This is a genomic window from Microbacterium sp. A94, assembly GCF_051842855.1.
GTDB lineage: Bacteria > Actinomycetota > Actinomycetes > Actinomycetales > Microbacteriaceae > Microbacterium.
This window is the reverse complement of record NZ_JBPXMU010000003.1, coordinates 209,295-227,868: the sequence shown is the minus strand read 5'-3', so window position 1 is coordinate 227,868 and position 18,574 is coordinate 209,295. Positions and strand designations below refer to the sequence as shown.

Here is an 18,574-nt window from a genome sequence, read left to right as displayed (position 1 = left end):
AGTGTCGGAGGGGGTCAAAATTCCCCGACGCTCAGGGGTCAGTATTCACGCGTCGTCGACACATGACACGCAGCAAGCGTGTCAAGACGACGAGGTCTGATCCGGCCGCCGCGCGGCACCCGGATCTCGTCAACCGGGAGTTCACCGCGGCCGCCCCGAACCGGCTCTGTGTCACCGATTATCGACGAGCTGTCAAAAGCTCGATTCCACTTGGAATCGACGTGTGAATGTTTCATCCAGCAGATGCCAGGAAAATCTTCCGTGCGTTACGACGCTCGATTTGCTTGTCTGGATCGGGCATTGGTGCTGCCATGAGCAATCGCTTCGTATACAGGTGCTCAGGCCGAGACGTGACGTCATCAGCATCACCAGTTTCGACAATCTCACCGCGATACATGACCGCCACGCGATGACTAATGTGACGGACGACAGCCAGGTCATGGGTGACAAAGAGGTAGGAAACGCCGGTCATCTTTTGAATGTCAATGAACAGGTCGAGCACGCGAGCTTGGGTGGATAAATCAAGCGCGGAAACGGGCTCATCGCAGATGATAAGGCGAGGCTCCAGGGCCAGCGCGCGTGCGATTGCCACACGCTGGCGTTGCCCACCCGAGAACTCACGTGGGAGACGCTCCCGTGAGTCTGAAGGCAACCCCACGAGATCGAGCAACTCTCTCACGCGTGCCTTCGCTATTTCTTTAGCAGTCCCGGTGGCTGTGAGGGGTTCCGTGAGGGTCTGCTCGATGGTCATTGACGGATTGAGCGATGAGTACGGGTCCTGGAACACAACCTGGATGTCGCCACTCATCTTCCTGCGTCGTCGACGTGACAGGTGCGTAATTTCACGCCCGTCGAATCGGACAGTACCGCCCGCTACGGGCGCGAGCCCGAGTATCGCACGCCCTAATGTGGTCTTTCCGGATCCCGACTCTCCGACCAGCCCCACGGTCTCCCCGGGCTTAATATCCAGGGATACGCCCGTTAGCGCCTGGAATGAATGCTTCCGGAATCCCTTGCCCGGGTATTCGACAACCAGGTCGCTAACCTCCAGTACGGGAGCGTTCATGATGTAGCCTCCGTAGGGCTTCCCAGTTTTGGCCTGGCCGGACCACCCTCAAGAATCGCACCTAGTAGCGCGCGAGTGTAGGGATGTTGAGCATCGTGGAAGATTGCGCGCACCGGGCCCTGCTCGACAAATCGACCATTTTGCATCACCGTGACGCGGTCGCATAGATCCGCAACTACGCCGAAGTTATGCGTCACAAGCAGCATCGCGAGGCCTCGCTCTTTCTGCAGTTCTCGCAACAGGTCGAGGATCTCGGCTTGCACAGTCACATCGAGCGCGGTCGTTGGCTCATCTGCGATGATGAGGTCCGGGTCGAGAGAGACAGCACCTGCAATCAGAACGCGCTGCGCCATGCCGCCTGAAATCTCGTGCGGATACGCGTCGAAAGTCCGCGCCGGGTCGGGAATGCCCACCCGAGCCAAGAGTTCCAGCGCGCGTTCTTTGGCTGCTTTCACAGAGAGTTGAAGATGCCAACGGAGGGGCTCCGTGAGGTGATATCCAATCGTGAACGAAGGGTCCAGGTTGCTCATGGGCTCCTGAGGTATGTACCCGATCTTCTTACCACGCACGGAGGCGTAGACCTTCGCTGAAGCCCCAGCGAGGGATGTCCCCTCGTAAAGGATGGCTCCGCCAGTTACATGTCCGCCCTTGGGCAGCAGTCCGAGAATAGCGAAGGCTGTTTGTGTCTTCCCTGATCCAGATTCTCCTATCAGACCGTGTATCTCACCACTACGAACCCCCAGCGAAACATCCTTCACAACCTCTATATGTGAGCTGTCCGGCTGATCGTACCCAACATGAAGGTTTTTCACTTCAAGAATGACCGACGAGTCAGCGGATGAGTCGGGATGGATAATCGTGGTTGGACTTGATTCAGTTAAGGGCGGTGTCGGTGTCGCGACGGCCCGGTTCGTGAGTCGTTTCTTGGTGCGCCCCCCGTGCGTGCGTACCGCGGTCGTGACCGCGACAACGCCGCCGCGGTCGGTTGTCACCACTGTCCGGCGCGTGGTTGCCCTGCGACGAGCCTTGGTCGTGCTACGTTCCAGTTCATCTCGCATCACGTTAGCCAAAAGCGCGAGGGAGATACAGCTCAAGGCGAGCACGAGGGACGGCCAGAGCAGAAGCAATGGTTGTTGATTCACATAACGGAACCCGTCGCTGAGCATCGACCCCCACGTGGGGTTGTCGGACTCGCCAAGTCCAAGAAACTCGAGGCCAGACTGGACCGCCAACGTGATTCCAATGATGATCGCTGTCTGGATGATGATTGGCGCGCGCACGACCGTGAGCACGTGTCGGCTTATGATGCGAGCGTCTCCCAACCCTGAGACCCGCGCCGCATCTACGTATAACTCGGCCCGGACCGCAGTCACGGACGCGTACACGAGCCGGTAAAATGAGGGAGCAAGCAGTACGCCGAATATCGCCATTGCGATCCAGATCGATGGCCCGATTACGGCACGCGCCGCGAGTAGCAGAACAATTCCGGGAAGCGCCATATTCAGATCAGTCACCCATGCTGCAACCGAGTTGAACCGCCCCTGATAATAACCAGCGATGAGTCCCCCGGTGACCCCGAGGACGAAAGCGACCACGAGCGCGACCAAAGCCGCCGCGACGCTCGTCTGTGTCGAGGCGAGAAGGCGTGAGAACACGTCATAACCCAAACCGTCCGTGCCGAGAATGTGCTCAGGGCCTGGCGGAAGAAGAATCGCCCGGATGTCTTTATAGTTCGGATCGTGTGGAGCTATTGCTGGACCGATGATCGCGACGATCGTGACGATCGCCAACAAGCCGAGCGCGAGAACGGCCAACGGTCGTCGTAACACGCGACGCATCAAGGCCACACGTACCGGCGCCGTCGACACGTCGACAGGAGCATAAAGATCGGTCATTGCATCTGCACCTTCGGGTTCAAAGCGGCCTGTGCGATGTCGAAAACAATGTTGACAGCCACCACGAGAACCGCGAAGACGATCACTACGCCCATCACCGACGGGATGTCGCCCTGCACGGTCGCGAGGACGGTCATTTGGCCAAGGCCCGGGATAGCGAAGATCTGTTCAACGATGACCGTGCCCCCGAGCAATCCAACAAACTGCACCGCCAATACTGCGAGCGCTGGAGCTCCCGCGTTGCGCAGCACATGCTTGTACACCACCGACCTCGTCGGCAACCCGCGCGCTATTAGCGTGCGCACAAAGTCTTTCGTCATCGCATCCATCACCGCGCCCCGGATCTGTTGCGCCACGGTCGCAATGACGCTCGTCGATAGAGCGATGATGGGCAGCGTCACAGACGACGCCCATCCTGCAAACGATGTCGACATCGGCGTGTACCCTGTAGCTCTGAACCAGCCGAGGTTGATGGCGAATATGAGAACGAGATAAAGCGCCAGCACGAAGCCGGGGATCGCGAGACCCAGCAACGTCAGCACCTGGATGCTCCCGTCGATGGCGCCACCGTTTCGGGCGGCCAGAACTCCGAGCACGACCGACACAATCGCCGAAACGATGACCGTGCCAATCACCAACGACAGCGTCACCCCTATCCGCGAGGACAACGCTGAAGCCACGGCCTGACTAGTATACCAGCTGCTTCCGAGGTCTCCCCTGAATGCCGCCACCAGCCAGTTCCAGTACCGTTCCATGAACGGATGATCTAGGCCTAGTTCCTGCGCCTTCTGTGCAACTTGCTCCGCGGTAGCATGCTCGCCCATGATCGTTCGCGCAGTGTCCCCCCCACCGAGATAGAGCAGGCTAAACACGATGAAGGAGATCACCACCACGACCACGACACCCGAAAGCAACCGGCGAACAATAAAGCCGAGCATGAATGACTTATCTTTCCGGTCGTGTCAGTTCTTGGGTTTGATTGCAAGGATCGACGGGTACGTCGCTCCAGTGAAGACCCAATGCGTGATTTCAGTCTGGGGATCGAGCCCCAACACGCCAGGGGTGGTATACAGAGGTGCGAACCACGCCTGCTCCACGAGGTAGGTGTTGAGTTCTTCGAACGCAGCTTTTGCTTCTTCCTCTGACCCAACTCGCACGATCTCCATAAGCGCATCGACCTTATCGTCCTGGGTGCTGGTCGAGTTCAAAGGTGCTTCCGGAGAAACGTTGCTTAGGAGGGCTTCCCAGCTTGTGGCTTCGCCAACGGGAGCAAGGAACGTGGGGAATTGTCCGGTCGTGAGTGCAGCCACGAAGCCCCCCGGGCCCGGATCGACGATATTCACGGTGATACCAATGTCGGCTAGTTGCTGGCGAACAAGCTCGAGCGGAGCCTTAAAGATGGGGGCGTTCGGGAGGTCGAGGGAGAACCCGTCCGCATAGCCTGCGTCCGCGAGGAGCGCCTTCGCCGCGTCGGGGTCGTATGGGTAGGCATCCTCAAGGTCTTCGAGGTAGCCCACGCTGGACGGGACAAACAACTGACTAATCGGTTCGTTGACGCCCGGGTTGGTCGCTGCGGCGAGTGCTTCCCGGTCAAACGCCATGTTGATGGCGCGCCGCACGCGCACATCTGACAGTGGCGACGCCGGTCCATCGACAGCCGCCACCATGCTGAGGCCTTGCCACCTCATATCCAACGTCTCTACGGTCCAGCCCGCCGCTTCCGCCCCGATGCGCATCTCAGCGTCATCCAAACGCCCCACGTTGGCCTCGCCCGCCGTCATCGCGTTCAGCGCAGCGACGCGGTCGGGAATTACTTTAATCGTGAGATTGTCGTAGTAGATAGCATCCGGATTCCAGTAGTCAGGGTTCGCCGTGTAGTTGTAGGTCGTGCCGACTACGCTCGAATCGTCAAGGATATAAGGTCCGGTACCGATCGGATTGGTGCCGACATCTGGGTCGTCGAACGATTCCGGAGACGCGATGTACGCATTCGTGAGGGATTGGAGAACATTCGGATCCGGGGCGGGCACCGTGATCGTCACTGTGTACTCGTCGAGCACGGCGTACTCCTGTTCGCTCACGGCAGCTGCAGTTAGCGAGGTGCCATCACGGTAACGCTCGAGGCTCTCCACTAGTGCAGTGGCGTCGAATTTTTCCCCATCCGTGAACGACACGTCATCGCGCAGTGAGAGTGTCACCTCGGTACGGTCGTCATTGAGCTCCCATGCTGTTGCCAACATCGGCTCGTAATCACCTGACGCTCCGATCTTTATCAGCGTGTCGAAGGTTGGCTCGAACAGATGCTTTGTGGTCGGCGTGACTCCTGCCGCGATGTCCAAGCTGAGGATCTGGTATGAACTGACGAGGGTGAGCCGATCAGCCCTCGCCGCGCCTTCCCCGGATCCGTCCGGCTGAGGCTCAGCCGGACCCGCGCATCCTGCGAGTAGCAACACACTGAGGCTGGCCGCCGCCAGTGCTGTGCTGATTCGTCTTCCTTGAAACATTCGTGGTACCTCTCCGTAAACGTCGTTGTTTGGGCTATGTGTCCACCTGGCCATACTCAGCCATTACCGGGATCTTTGACGAAAGCCCTGCGATCTCGGAAGTGTCGATTCAACCGAGGATGCAAGCCACACTCATTGTGGTCAAGCATGCCCCGCTAGCGAGCCGCACTTAGAATGCCGTTCGGGTGTCGTTATTCCTTGCACTATACATATAATCTGACCCGGAATCAACTGTTGGACGTGCCCCGGGAAGCGTCGAACTTGAATGAGGATCGGGTCCCTGAGGAGGTTGCGGGGAGGAACTGGATGGGGCGCCACCCAACGCCACCTTGGTGGGCGTCGCAAAGAACGTCGTTGACCGCAGTTCCTGGACTACGCGCGAGCACCCACGCATCGCGATTGCGACCTGGATCGAGTGAAGTTACCACCGCTGCCGGCGGCAAGCCGCACTCGGCCGTTTGACGCCCATGGAGTTCGAAGCCATCATGAACACGACCGCCACACTTGCGTCGTGACAAGAACTGTCACCTACCGGTGCAGCAGTCCCAAGCGTCGATCCGTCGACTCAACCGACCGAATGAACCGCGAGCCCCGCGCTCGCAACAGGCGAGGCACCGCACCGTGACGATACAATGAACCACAGGAAGGACTGACGAGATGGCCCGAATCCCCGCAACGACACGAACCGGTTCCCGACAGGCATCTCGCGTCTGGCCGTCATCAAAGGTGATTCACCAACAGATTCTCGACTCTGCACGCGACCTGTTTAGTGAGCAGGGCTATCAAGACACGAGCATCAGCGAAATCGTCACACGCTCGGGCGTGAGCGTTGGAAGCATCTATCACCACATCGGCGGCAAAGCCGAGATCTTCAACGAGATCGCGCGCGTCATCTCCCTGGAAAATGCACGCGCCTCGCGTGACGCGGTCGCCAACGCCAGGGATGCCGGTGTGAGTGACGAAGTCAAATTGTTCCTAGCGGGTGCGCGCGCATATCTGCTCAATAACTGGACACATCGCGACTTCAGCAGGACTCTCATCGGCAACAATCAGCCCGTGAGCTACGTAGATCAGCAGAAAGAGATCAGCTCGCGACTCATGCGTGGCGCGCGCGGGCTAGTTGTGGGTGCCCCGCCGACGCCGGACACCTCGTCACGAGTGATACTCGCGTTGTTGAGGGAATGTGCTGACGAAATCGCCAGAACCGACGATGCAAAGCAGGCAGAGCTTCTTGCAGACTATTACATCGGCGTCGTTCGCACACTTGCGCGATCGCGCTGATCGCGGCGAATTCCAGCTGCGCGTCGGGGTCAACGTCCGCCAGCGCGATTGACCACCGACATCGGGTCGGGACTGGGGCACGTAGAACAGTTGTTTCCGGACCAGATTATATGTACAGTGCAATGAATTGGACCCCTGAACGGTGCTCTAAGTGCGGCTCTTTAGCGAGGCTCGCTTGATCACAAAGAGCGTGACTCACATCCTCCGTTGAACTCGCACTTCCAGGACGCACGACTTCGTGACAGTCCCGGTTAAGTCCGAATAAGACGTGTGGACGTGCAACCCAACAAATACGTCCTACCGAGGAGCTTTCCGTGGCTTATCTCTCTAAATACCGAGTCCTTGACCTCTCTGACGGACGGGGGCTGATGGCTGGCCGGATCCTCTCTGATCTCGGTGCCGATGTCGTACAAGTCGAGCCTCCCAAAGGCTCCGATGCGCGGAGGCGGACTCCCCTGGAGGATGCGGGCGCCGGCTCTTCCTCCTACCTTTGGCGAGCCTACGCCGCGAATAAGCGTGGCATCGTCCTCGATCTGGAGACCGATGAAGGTGCAACCCAGTTCGACGATCTGCTCGCGCGCGCGGACGTGCTGATCGAGAGCAGTGGCCCAAAGGTGATGACCGCGCTCGGAGTCGATTGGGAACAGCTCACACAGCGGCACCCGCACCTGACGTATGTCTCCATCACACCGTTCGGGCGCACGGGACCGAAGGCCGACTACGCCGATTCGGACCTCGTCCTCTGGGCAGCTGGTGGCCCGTTGGATCCGCACCGCGACCGTGGGCTTCCTCCAGTGCGGCCTTCCGTGCCGCAAGCATACCGTCAAGCATCCGCCGATGCAGCCGCCGGAGCGATCATTGCGCTCCTGGCGCGTGACAAGATCGGTCGTGGTCAGCTCGTCGACGTCTCGGTGCAGGCTGCGCTCGGAATCTCCACGATCGGCAGCGTGCTCGCATACGCGGTCGGAGATCAGCCACGAGCCTTCGGCGATGGGCTGCAGCTTGCGCCCAGAAAGCGGGTCGACCAATCGGGAAGCGGCGCAGGTTCGCCACCGGATTCCAAGAAGTGGCGGGCCAAGGATGGTTTGATCGAATACCATATTGGCCTCGGTCCCGCCTCGGGGAGATTTACTCAAAATTTCTTCCGCTGGATGCTCTCCGAGGGAGAACCTGTACAGAAATACGTCGATATCGACTGGCGCACCGTCCCCGCCCTGATCAAATCGGGAGCGTTTACCGACGAAGAAATCGAGGAAGTTCGGACGGTGATCGGTGATTTTCTTAGCCGCAAGACCAAGCAGGAAGTGCTGACGGCGGCCGTGAAGAACCGGTTGGTGGCCGTTCCGATCTACACCTCGGCTGATCTCGCGGAAAGCGCGCAATTGAACGCCCGCAACCTGTATCACACTCTGTCGAACGGAAGTCATCAGGATGTGATTCCCGGTCTGCCAGCGAAGACCTCGATAGACGCGTTCGCTCTAACGCGTCCGGCACCAGAGCTCGGTGAGCACACCGCCGAGGTTCTCGAGCAGTGGAGTTCCTCCGAGCCTTGGACTGCTCCCCCGATCTTGAACGGGGGAGCAGTCCTCAAGCCGCTGTCCGGTCTGAAAGTTGTCGATCTCAGTTGGGTTGTCGCCGGGCCGGTGGTCACCCGGGCGCTCGCAGACTTCGGTGCGACGGTGGTGCGTATTGAATCGTCAACGCGTGTGGAGACTGCCCGGCTCATGCCTCCATTCGTTGGAGGAAACGTCTCCGTGGAATCGTCTGCCCTGTATGCAACCTGGAACGCCGGCAAGCTCGGCATGACGATAAATCTCCAGGACGAACGCGGACGACAGATCGTTCGCCAACTCGCCCAGTGGGCGGACGTGGTGCTTGAGGCGTTCTCCCCCGGCACGATGGAAAAATGGGGGCTCGATTACGAGTCGCTCTCCGCGGAGAACCCGAGCCTGATCATGGTGAGCAGCTCACTCAACGGACAAACCGGGCCAGTCTCACAACTCGCAGGCTTCGGGAACGTCGGCTCCGCACTCTCCGGTTTCCAGGAGATCGTCGGCGTTGCCGATCGTCCACCGCTTGGGCCTAACGGCCCATACACAGACTTCGTTGCGCCGCGATTGGCGCTGCCCATCCTTCTTGCCGCAATCGACCACAGGAGCCGAACCGGCGAAGGCGGGTACATCGACATTTCGCAGACCGAGGCGGGCGTCTACTTCCAGGCGCCGGAGATGGTCGCCTACTTCTCGGAGGGAGTCGTTGCCCAACGTCGCGGGAATGCCGACCTAGAGTATGCCCCGCACGGCGTCTACCGAACACAGGACGACTCGTCCAACACCGATGACCCAGCACGCTATGTTGCAATTGCGGTCACAACGGACGATCAATGGCTGAGGCTAGCCGAATGGCTCGGTCGCCAGGATCTCGCGAATAACGACTCCCTCGCGACCGCCGGCGGACGCAGGGCGCGGCAGGCCAATCTGGACGACATCATCGGCAACGCCGTCCGCTCGATGTCAGCGGTACAGGTGGAACGGGAGTTGCAGGCTCGCGGTGTGCCGGCCCACGTCTCTGCGAACAGCCATGACTTCTGCACCGATGAGCAATTGCTACACCGCGGACACCTGGTCGAGCTTGAACATGAAGTGCTCGGCAGCGTCACCGTGGAGGGACCCCGCTATGTCCTATCGGCGACCCCCGGGGCCCCGGAGCGGGCGGCCCCCACGCTGGGTCGCGACAATGAACTGGTTCTGGCCCAAATCCTCGAATACCAACAGGCGGAGATCGACCCCCTAACAAACGAAGGAGTGTTGAGATGAGCATCCAGCAGGAGAGTGTGTCCGACTGGAGGGAGAAGTGGGCGCCCATGGAGGGCGCGGTTGGCACCGATTTCGCTGATGCGGAGATTCGTTGGGGAATTGACATCGTCGAACCAGCGACGATCCGGAGATACGTCGAACCGTTGGAGATCGACAGCCCGATCCACCACGATGGAGATGTCGCACGTTCGCTTGGGTACGACGACATCATTGCCCCGGCGACGGCGGTGATGTCGTACACGATACCTGCGATGTGGGCGCCGGGCGAGCCGCCGTTGTTCGTCGACGCTGCCAGGGACAGTCAGCCGGTGCGAAGTCCCATCCAGAACGAGAACTCCGGTCCGTTGCCACCAGTGAAGGGCTTCTTCGCGACCGACCTCGAGATCGACTTCGTGCGCCCCGTCACCGTCGGAGAACGCATGGGAAGGCGTGGGCGCAAGCTCATCGCCTGCGACCTCAAGGAGACGTCTGTGGGGCACGGAGCGTTTCTACAGTACGAGAGCGAGATCGTGTCCGACCGGGGTGACGTGGTGGCGCGGATGAAGAGCAGTATCTTCGTGTACGACCCCATCATGAGGGACAGAGCGGCACGATGACGAATACCGATGACCGGAGAGACCTGCACTTCGACGAGGTGCAGGTAGGCGACGAGCTGCCGCTGGTGAAGTTTCCGCTTAGTTTGTACCGGTTGGTGATGTGGGCCGGGGCGAGCCGAGATTTCAACTCTATTCACCACAACACCGAGTACGCGAGGGCAACTGGTGCGCCCGAGATGTACGCTAACACGATGTTCCTGATGGGAATGTGGGAGCGCGCCGTTCGGGACTGGATGGGGCCTCGAGGACGGATCACCGCGATTCGCCGCTTTCGGATGCAGCGCTTCAATCTCGTCGGATCGACCGTGACGGTGAACGCCCTAGTTGCTGATATTACGAGCGACGGCACAGTGGTCATCGAGGTGTCGACCACTGACGACCACGGCATCACCGTCGGGCCGGGGGTCGTCGAAGTGCGACTTCACGACGGACGCTGTGCGAGACCGACGTCTCAGCTCCAACCCAATTCGAGGCGTCCAACTCCCCCGCAAGAAGAAGAGCCACGTCTACCTGCCCCCTAAGTAGCTATGGTAGCGCGCCGTAAATTCATTCAATAAGTTGTAGAATGGAGTATGGCTCGGACTGGACGTCCCAAGGCTGCTCTGATTTTGTCCGAGGAAGAGCGGGAACAGTTGGTCAGGTGGACCCGGCGGCGGAAGTCGTCGCAGGCGCTGGCGTTTATCCAGCGGATGCTAGGGCACACGTCGGCTGCCATGACACTCGACGTGTACTCCGACCTATTCGACACCGATCTGGACGAGGTTTCTGCTGCTCTCAACAAAGCGGCATCGGCCGCTCGTGCACGTTCGTTGAATGAGACCGCTGATTCGATTCACCTTCCACCAAGCCCGACGGGGAACACGAAATCCCTCTGATCAGCTGAGGCAGCCCACTTGCCTGCCTCGCACGCGAGCTCTTCGCCGACTGAACCACCCCGCGCAAGTGGCAATCTCTAGAGGCGCTTCCAACGAGCCGCTCGGCCCTGTTTCGCACGGTTTTACGCAATTCTTACGCAAAACCGGATTCTACGAAAAGCTATGGCCCGAGATCCCAGTGTTTACAAAGGATCGCGGGCCATGAGGCATGGCGGAGACGGAGGGATTTGAACCCTCGGTCCCCTTAGAGAGGACTCCACCTTAGCAGGGTGGTGCACTAGGCCACTATGCGACGTCTCCAGGCATCCAGGCCAAAACTCGGATGCGCTCGTCCATCATAACTGGTTCCCACACCAGCGACGAACCGAGCTCGAACCGCACTCGTCGGCAGCCCGATTTGGCCCCCAGCTCAGCCGCCAGACGAGCGACGAACCACCAGCTCAGGCCGAAAGCGCACGCGTCGTTCGTACTCGCCGTCCGGGTTCTCGATGACTTTGAGCAGCAGTTCCACTGCAGTGTGCCCAATCTTCTGCGCGGGCTGACGCACGGAGCTCAGCGGCACCACCGTCGCCTCAGCGAAGTCGATGTCGTCGTATCCGATCAAGGCGATATCTTCGGGCACTCGCATGCCGCCGAATATCGAGAGTCCCTGCAGCAGGCCGACGGCGAGCAGATCGTTCGCCGCGAACACACCGTCCGGTCGTTGCGCAGGCTCGCGTCGCGAGATGACCTCTCCGGCAGTTCGCCCGTTGAGCACCGTCAGCGCTGGCATCTCAATCACTTCGAGCGATGCTCCAGGCACCTCGGCGACCGCGCGCCGGGCGCCTTCGAGACGATGCTCAACCTGTGGGATCGAGGCTGGCCCGCCAACAAAAGCGAGCCTCCGCCGCCCCTGCTGCAACAGATGTTCTGTTGCCAGCTGGCCCCCCTCAACGTCATCGACCGACACCGAGCAGAACTGGCTGTTCGGCATTTCATGGTCGACGAGCACGACGGGAACACCGGCGTCACGCAAACGCGCGAGCATCTCGGTAGCAGTCGATGTCGGAGTGATGAGCACACCATTCACCCGCTGCTCCCGAAACAGGTCGATGTACGCCTCTTCTCGAGCGGGATCCTCGTCGCTGTTTCCCAGCAGCACCGACAACCGGTCCTCCTCGGCACGCGCCTCGGCGCCGCGCGCGACCGCAGCAAAGAAGGGGTTGCTCGCATCGAGCACGATCATGCCGATGCTGCGGCTTCGCCCGGCCCGTAGCTGTCGAGCGGCATCATTCCTGACGAACCCGAGCTCCTCGATGGCTGCGACAACGCGCGCCACGGTGGCCGGTGCGACTTTATCCGGACGATTCATCACGTTCGAGACCGTGCCGACCGATACACCTGCCGCTATTGCGACATCTCGTACGCTAACCGTCATTCGAAACTCCTCGCATCCATGCTGACGCGAGTGTATCCGGGAACAGCTCTCGCACTTGACGTGACCCGTGAAAACTCCGTAGCATTGTGTGTTGAAACGATTCATGAACGGACGACGATGACCAGCGCCACCCGCTACTGCTTCCAGCTTCAAATCCGCCCCGAGCTGCTCGAAGAGTACCTTGAGCGGCACAGCCCCGTCTGGCCCGAGATGCTGGCCGAGATCGCAGCATCCGGCAGGCGCAACTATTCACTCTTCCTGGGCGAGAGCGGTCGCCTGATCGGCTATTACGAGACCGACGACGACGCTGCCGCTCAGGCGTATCTCGCGCAGTCCGCAGTCGCCACGCGCTGGGAATCCGAAATGGCTCGGTTCTTCGTCGGCCTCGACGGCCGTCCTGATCAGGCCGCGACACCACTCACCGAAGTCTTCAACCTGGCGGAGCAGCTCTCCGCCGCAGCATCCGACAACGAAAGCAGTGCAACATGAGCATCCTCTCCCCCGATCAGCTGACCGAGCTCGAGAAGCAGTCGATCGAACTCCCGTCCTGGGCGTTCGGAAACTCCGGGACCCGCTTCAAGGTGTTCGGCACCCCCGGCACGCCCCGCGACCCGTTCGAGAAGATCGCGGATGCCGCGCAGGTGCACAAGTACACCGCGCTCGCTCCTGTCGTCGCCCTGCACATTCCGTGGGACATGTGCGATTTCGATGATCTGCGCAAGCATGCCGAAGATCACGGCGTTGCCCTCGGCACCGTGAACTCGAACACCTTCCAGGATGACGATTACAAGTTCGGTGCCCTGACCCACGAGGATGCTGCCGTGCGCCGAAAGGCCATCGATCACCACCTCGCGTGCATCGACGTGATGGATGCCACGGGCAGCCGCGACTTGAAGATCTGGCTGGCGGAGGGCTCGAACTACCCGGGCCAGGCCGACATGCGCGGCCGTCAGGACCGCCTCCAGGAGTCACTGCAGCAGATCTACGCGCGCCTCGGCGAGAACCAGCGTCTGGTGTTGGAATACAAGTTCTTCGAGCCCGCTTTTTACCACATGGACGTTCCGGACTGGGGTACCTCGTACGCGCAGGTGAGCGCGCTCGGCGACAAGGCACTTGTCTGCCTCGACACCGGTCACCACGCCCCCGGCACGAACATCGAGTTCATCGTCATGCAGCTGTTGCGCCTCGGCAAGCTCGGGTCGTTCGACTTCAACTCGCGCTTCTACGCTGACGATGACCTGATCGTCGGCGCTGCCGACCCGTTCCAGCTGTTCCGCATCCTCTTCGAGGTCGTCCGCGGCGGCGGGCTCAACAACCCCGATGTGGCCTTCATGCTCGACCAGTGCCACAACGTCGAGGACAAGATCCCCGGTCAGATCCGCTCGGTGCTGAACGTCCAGGAGATGACCGCCCGCGCGCTGCTCGTCAACACGGATGCCCTCACCGCAGCCCAGCGCTCCGGCGACGTTCTCGCGGCCAATGCCGTGATGATGGATGCCTTCTACACCGACGTCCGCCCGGCACTTGCCGAGTGGCGGGAGTCCCGCGGCCTCACCGCCGACCCGATGGCAGCGTATGCAGCATCTGGATATCAGCAGCAGATCGCTGCCGACCGAGTCGGCGGCGTCCAGGCTGGTTGGGGCGCCTGAGCGCATGAGTCTCCCTGTCGAGGTCGCCGATACGGTCCTGGATGGACCGCACGGTCCGCTCACCGTTCGCACCTACACACCGTCCGATCCCTCGGGTCACGGACTGGTATGGGTGCACGGTGGCGGATTCGCGGGCGGCGACCTCGACATGCCCGAGGCCGACTGGGTCAGCCGCGCCTTCGCACAGCGCGGCATCCTCGTCGTCTCGGTCGACTACCGCCTCGCGCCGGCACCATTGGAGGGGGCACAGGCTTCCGACGACCGCAGCAGCGGCGTCCACTATCCCGTCCCCCACGACGAGGTGATCTTCGCCTTCCGCTGGGCCGCGACATCCGGCCTCACAGACGGAGCGTGGGCGCTCGGCGGAGCAAGTGCAGGCGCCAACCTCGCCACCGGAGCCGCGTTACGGCTCACGCATGACGGCGGCACCGTTCCTGACCTCGCGGTACTCGCCTATCCGACGCTGCAGGCCGTGCAGGATGCTCCGGATGCCGCGCTGCGCGCGCTGCTCGATGCGGACCCGACCGCCGATCGCTTCCGCCCGGAGACGGTGCTGGGGATGTACGAGAACTACCTCGGCGGTCCGGCTTCTGAAGCCGACGTCTACGCGCTCCCCGGGACCGCGGCACCCGACCAGCTCGCCGGCTTCCCGGCGACCATCATGATCAACGGCGAGTCCGATGAGCTCCGTGTCTCCGGCGAGTTCTTCGCCCGTGCTCTGGCAGAAGCCGGAGTCGACATCGACGTGTCCACTGAGCCCGGCACCACGCACGGTCATCTGAACCGCCCGGAAGAACCAGCAGCAGCGGCATCCATCGACCGCTTCGCCGCACGCATCCACCGACTGTCCACCCCTTCTCTCGCCGCGCGCGAGTGATCTTGCTTTCATGCATCCACTGATACAAGGAATCCCCATGACCAACCCCACCGCAGCATCTCTCATCGAACGATCGAACCGTCTCGGCGCCGACCCGAAGAACACGAACTATGCCGGCGGCAACACCTCCGCCAAGGGCACCGAGACCGACCCGGTCACCGGTCAGCCGGTCGAGTTGATGTGGGTCAAGGGATCCGGCGGCGACCTCGGCACGCTCAAGGAGCAGGGCCTGGCGGTGCTGCGTCTGGACCGCATGCGCGCGCTCGTGAACGTCTACCCGGGCATCGACCGCGAAGACGAGATGGTCGCCGCTTTCGATTACTGCCTGCATGGCAAGGGTGGCGCCGCCCCGTCGATCGACACTGCCATGCATGGCCTGGTGGATGCTGCGCACGTCGACCACCTGCATCCCGATTCCGGCATCGCCATCGCGACCGCCGCTGACGGCGAAGAGCTGACCTCCACGATCTTCGGCGACAAGGTTGTCTGGGTGCCGTGGCGGCGCCCCGGGTTCCAGCTGGGCCTGGACATCGCCGAGATCAAGAAGCAGAACCCGCAGGCGATCGGATGCATCCTCGGTGGCCACGGCATCACTGCCTGGGGCGACACCTCGGAAGAGTCCGAGACGAACTCGCTGTGGATCATCGACACGGCCGCGGCCTACATCGAGGCGAACGGTAAGGCACAGCCCTTCGGCGGCGTGCGCTCCGGTCTCGAAGCCCTTGCCCCGACCGAGCGGCGTGAGCGCGCAGCGGCTCTTGCCGGCACGGTCCGCGGCATCGCATCCACCGACAAGCCCATGGTCGGCCACTTCACTGACTCTGACGTGGTGCTCGATTTCCTGGCATCCGAGAAGGCTCCCGCGCTCGCTGCTCTCGGCACGAGCTGCCCCGACCACTTCCTGCGCACCAAGGTTAAGCCCCTGATCCTCGACCTGCCCGCAACGGCGTCGGCCGAGGAGCAGATCGCTCGCCTGCACGAGCTGCACGCCGAGTACCGCACCGACTACCAGGCGTACTACGACGCGCATGCGACCGCGGAAAGCCCGGCGATCCGCGGCGCGGATCCGCTCATCGTCCTGATCCCCGGCGTCGGCATGTTCAGCTACGGCGCGAACAAACAGACCGCCCGCGTCGCCGGCGAGTTCTACGTCAACGCGATCAATGTCATGCGCGGCGCGGAGGCGCTCTCCACTTACTCCCCCATCTCAGACGCTGAGAAGTTCAACATCGAGTACTGGGCACTGGAAGAGGCGAAGCTTCAGCGCATGCCGAAGCCGAAGTCTCACCAGGGCCGTATCGCCTTCGTCACGGGCGCCGCATCCGGAATCGGCAAGGCCATCGCCACCCGTCTCGCGGCCGAGGGTGCATGCGTCGTCGTCGCGGATCTTGACCGCGAGAAGGCACAGGCCGCAGCGGCCGAGCTCGGAGGCACCGACGTCGCGATCGGCATCGCCGCCAACGTGGCGGATGCCGAAGCAGTCCAAGCCGCGATGAACGAAGCCGTCCTTGCCTTCGGCGGTGTCGACCTCGTCGTCAACAACGCTGGCCTCTCGCTTTCCAAGCCGCTGCTGGAGACCACCGAGAAGGACTGGGATCTGCAGCACGACGTCATGGCGAAGGGCTCGTTCCTCGTCTCCCAGGCCGCAGCCCGCGTGCTCATCGACCAGAAGCTCGGCGGCGACGTCATCTACATCTCGTCGAAGAACTCCGTCTTCGCCGGCCCGAACAACATCGCCTACTCGGCAACGAAGGCCGACCAGGCGCACCAGGTGCGACTGCTGGCTGTGGAGCTTGGCGAGTACGGCATCCGCGTCAACGGCATCAACCCCGACGGCGTCGTGCGCGGCTCGGGCATCTTCGCCTCCGGCTGGGGCGCGAACCGTGCGGCCACCTACGGCGTCAACGAAGAGGATCTCGGCCAGTTCTACGCGAACCGTACGATCCTCAAGCGCGAGGTCGTGCCTGAGAACGTCGCGGATGCCGTGTACGTGCTGACTGGTCCGGAGCTCAGCCGCACCACCGGCCTGCACATCCCCGTCGACTCGGGCGTCGCCGCGGCGTTCCTGCGATGACCCTTCGACAGGCTCAGGGTCCGACCCGCACCGTCGCCGCCGTCGATCTCGGCGCGACCAGTGGGCGGGTCATGATCGGACGAGTAGGCGAGGACACGCTCGAACTCGAACTCGTCACTCGCTTTCCGAACGGCCCGGTCGAGGGTCCCGACGGCCTGCACTGGGACTTCGACGCGCTGTACACGAACATCGTCGATGGACTTGCCGAGGCCGTGCGCCGGGAACCTGCGATCGAGAGCATCGGCATCGACTCCTGGGCGGTCGACTACGGCCTGCTGCGGGACGGAGAGCTGCTCGCCGAACCGTTCCACTACCGCGATTCACGCTCTGAGCGCGGCGTCACCGAGGTGCACGAGATCGTTCCGTTCGCGGAGCTGTATGAACGCAACGGCCTGCAGTTCCTGCCGTTCAACACGCTCTATCAGTACCGCGTCGATGGACGGATGCCGGATGCCGACAGCGCACTGCTGATCCCCGACCTCATCGCCCATCTGCTTACGGGTGCGCGGGTCGCTGAGCGGACGAACGCCTCGACAACCGGGCTGTTGGACGTGCGAACGGGCGAGTGGGACACGGAGCTGGCCGAACGTCTCAGCATCCCGACGACGCTTCTGCCCGAGCTCGTCGACCCCGGCACGGTGATCGGAATGCTGCGCCCAGAACTCGCCGCACGCATCGGCAAGGAGCTTCCCGTGATCGCGGTCGGCTCGCACGACACGGCATCCGCTGTTGTCGGCGCACCTCTGAGTTCGCCCGATGCGGCGTACATCTCCTGCGGCACGTGGGGCTTGGTGGGCGTAGAACTAACCGAGCCGGTGCTCACCGATGCCGCGCGCGAAGCGAACTTCACGCATGAGCTCGGTGTCGACGGCCGCTACCGCTTCCTGCACAATGTCACCGGACTCTGGCTGCTGAGCGAGACCGTGCGGGCGTGGGAAGCAGAGGACGACGCACCGATCGATCTGCCCGAGCTGCTGGATGCCGCGGCCGCTGTCGCGGGAGACATCGTGGTGTTCGATGCCAACGATCCTTCGCTCAGCGCTCCCGGCGACATGCCAGCCCGGATCGCCGCGGTCCTTCGCGCGCACGGCTCTCCGGTTCCGGAGGATCGTGCGGCCTTCACGCGGACGATCGTGGAGTCGATCGCCGCCGCGTTCGCCACCGCGGTGCAGACGGCTGCTGTGCTGTCGGGGCGTGAGCTCGACAGCATCCATCTCGTCGGAGGCGGCTCACTGAACCGGCTCCTCTGCCAGGCCACAGCCGACCGCACCGGTCTGCCGGTGCTCGCCGGCCCCGTCGAGGCGACAGCCCTGGGCAACGTACTCGTCCAGGCCCGTGCGCTGGGAGCAGCGCCCGCAACGCTCGAGGAGCTGCGCGCGCTCGTCGCACGTACGCATGAGCCTGAGCGCTACGCCCCGCGCTGAGCGCAGCCTCGTCTGCAGGTCGGCACGCCGCCGCGCACAAACTACGCAGAAACGCACGAACCTCGCAGAGAATCCTGAGATTCCTGCGAGGTTCGTGCGT

At 62.1% G+C, this 18,574-nt stretch carries 14 protein-coding genes and 1 tRNA gene; 9 read left to right on the top strand and 6 right to left on the bottom strand.

Annotation, left to right across the window (positions count from 1 at the left end; translation table 11 throughout):
* Positions 1–232: 232 nt before the first annotated feature.
* The 4 genes from ACSU1L_RS10595 to ACSU1L_RS10580 are packed head-to-tail and all read right to left on the bottom strand — an operon-like array spanning position 233 to position 5,465.
* Positions 233–1,066: an ATP-binding cassette domain-containing protein gene (locus tag ACSU1L_RS10595; RefSeq protein WP_439255754.1), complete on the bottom strand. Its 834-nt coding sequence runs from the start codon at positions 1,064–1,066 to the stop codon at positions 233–235.
* Entirely contained in the window at positions 1,063–2,961 is a 1,899-nt protein-coding gene (locus ACSU1L_RS10590; RefSeq protein WP_439255753.1) for a dipeptide/oligopeptide/nickel ABC transporter permease/ATP-binding protein, read from the bottom strand. Before ACSU1L_RS10590 ends, ACSU1L_RS10595 begins: the two co-directional genes overlap by 4 nt.
* The gene (locus ACSU1L_RS10585; protein WP_439255752.1) at positions 2,958–3,899 is read right to left on the bottom strand and encodes an ABC transporter permease; all 942 of its coding nucleotides are present in this window, start codon (positions 3,897–3,899) and stop codon (positions 2,958–2,960) included. Before ACSU1L_RS10585 ends, ACSU1L_RS10590 begins: the two co-directional genes overlap by 4 nt.
* Positions 3,900–3,923: 24 nt before the next feature.
* The gene (locus tag ACSU1L_RS10580; protein ID WP_439255751.1) at positions 3,924–5,465 is read right to left on the bottom strand and encodes an ABC transporter substrate-binding protein; all 1,542 of its coding nucleotides are present in this window, start codon (positions 5,463–5,465) and stop codon (positions 3,924–3,926) included.
* A gap of 657 nt (positions 5,466–6,122) precedes the next feature.
* On the opposite strand from ACSU1L_RS10580, the gene ACSU1L_RS10575 reads away from it, so the two are divergent.
* The 4 genes from ACSU1L_RS10575 (at position 6,123) to ACSU1L_RS10560 (ending at position 10,679) form a co-directional block, all read left to right on the top strand.
* Positions 6,123–6,746 carry a TetR/AcrR family transcriptional regulator gene (locus tag ACSU1L_RS10575; protein ID WP_439255750.1) on the top strand — a complete coding sequence of 208 codons (624 nt, stop codon included), beginning with the start codon at positions 6,123–6,125 and terminating at the stop codon, positions 6,744–6,746.
* A 314-nt stretch (positions 6,747–7,060) separates the two neighbouring features.
* Complete coding sequence (locus ACSU1L_RS10570; protein WP_439255749.1) at positions 7,061–9,562, top strand: CoA transferase; 2,502 nt, start codon at positions 7,061–7,063, stop codon at positions 9,560–9,562.
* Positions 9,559–10,158: an FAS1-like dehydratase domain-containing protein gene (locus tag ACSU1L_RS10565; protein ID WP_439255747.1), complete on the top strand. Its 600-nt coding sequence runs from the start codon at positions 9,559–9,561 to the stop codon at positions 10,156–10,158. The genes ACSU1L_RS10570 and ACSU1L_RS10565 overlap by 4 nt, the downstream gene beginning before the upstream one ends.
* A complete protein-coding gene (locus ACSU1L_RS10560) occupies positions 10,155–10,679 on the top strand; it encodes a MaoC/PaaZ C-terminal domain-containing protein (RefSeq protein ID WP_439255746.1) in 525 nt (174 codons plus the stop codon). Before ACSU1L_RS10565 ends, ACSU1L_RS10560 begins: the two co-directional genes overlap by 4 nt.
* A 563-nt stretch (positions 10,680–11,242) precedes the next feature.
* Here ACSU1L_RS10560 and ACSU1L_RS10555 read toward each other — a convergent pair.
* Both ACSU1L_RS10555 and ACSU1L_RS10550 read right to left on the bottom strand, forming a co-directional pair.
* A tRNA-Ser gene (locus tag ACSU1L_RS10555) sits at positions 11,243–11,333 on the bottom strand.
* Positions 11,334–11,442: 109 nt separating this feature from the next.
* Positions 11,443–12,450, bottom strand: coding sequence for a LacI family DNA-binding transcriptional regulator (locus ACSU1L_RS10550; protein WP_439255745.1), 1,008 nt, complete (start codon positions 12,448–12,450; stop codon positions 11,443–11,445).
* Positions 12,451–12,567: 117 nt separating this feature from the next.
* On the opposite strand from ACSU1L_RS10550, the gene ACSU1L_RS10545 reads away from it, so the two are divergent.
* The 5 genes from ACSU1L_RS10545 to ACSU1L_RS10525 are packed head-to-tail and all read left to right on the top strand — an operon-like array spanning position 12,568 to position 18,474.
* Positions 12,568–12,939 carry an L-rhamnose mutarotase gene (locus tag ACSU1L_RS10545; protein ID WP_438253041.1) on the top strand — a complete coding sequence of 124 codons (372 nt, stop codon included), beginning with the start codon at positions 12,568–12,570 and terminating at the stop codon, positions 12,937–12,939.
* Positions 12,936–14,099 (top strand): L-rhamnose isomerase, encoded by a 1,164-nt coding sequence (rhaI, locus tag ACSU1L_RS10540; RefSeq protein WP_439255744.1) that lies wholly within the window; start codon positions 12,936–12,938, stop codon positions 14,097–14,099. Before ACSU1L_RS10545 ends, rhaI begins: the two co-directional genes overlap by 4 nt.
* Positions 14,100–14,103: 4 nt before the next feature.
* Positions 14,104–14,976, top strand: a complete 873-nt coding sequence (locus ACSU1L_RS10535) for an alpha/beta hydrolase fold domain-containing protein (RefSeq protein ID WP_439255743.1) — start codon at positions 14,104–14,106, stop codon at positions 14,974–14,976.
* A 37-nt stretch (positions 14,977–15,013) separates the two neighbouring features.
* Entirely contained in the window at positions 15,014–17,050 is a 2,037-nt protein-coding gene (locus ACSU1L_RS10530; RefSeq protein WP_439255742.1) for a bifunctional aldolase/short-chain dehydrogenase, read from the top strand.
* A complete protein-coding gene (locus ACSU1L_RS10525; RefSeq protein ID WP_439255741.1) occupies positions 17,047–18,474 on the top strand; it encodes a rhamnulokinase in 1,428 nt (475 codons plus the stop codon). Before ACSU1L_RS10530 ends, ACSU1L_RS10525 begins: the two co-directional genes overlap by 4 nt.
* Positions 18,475–18,574: the final 100 nt, after the last annotated feature.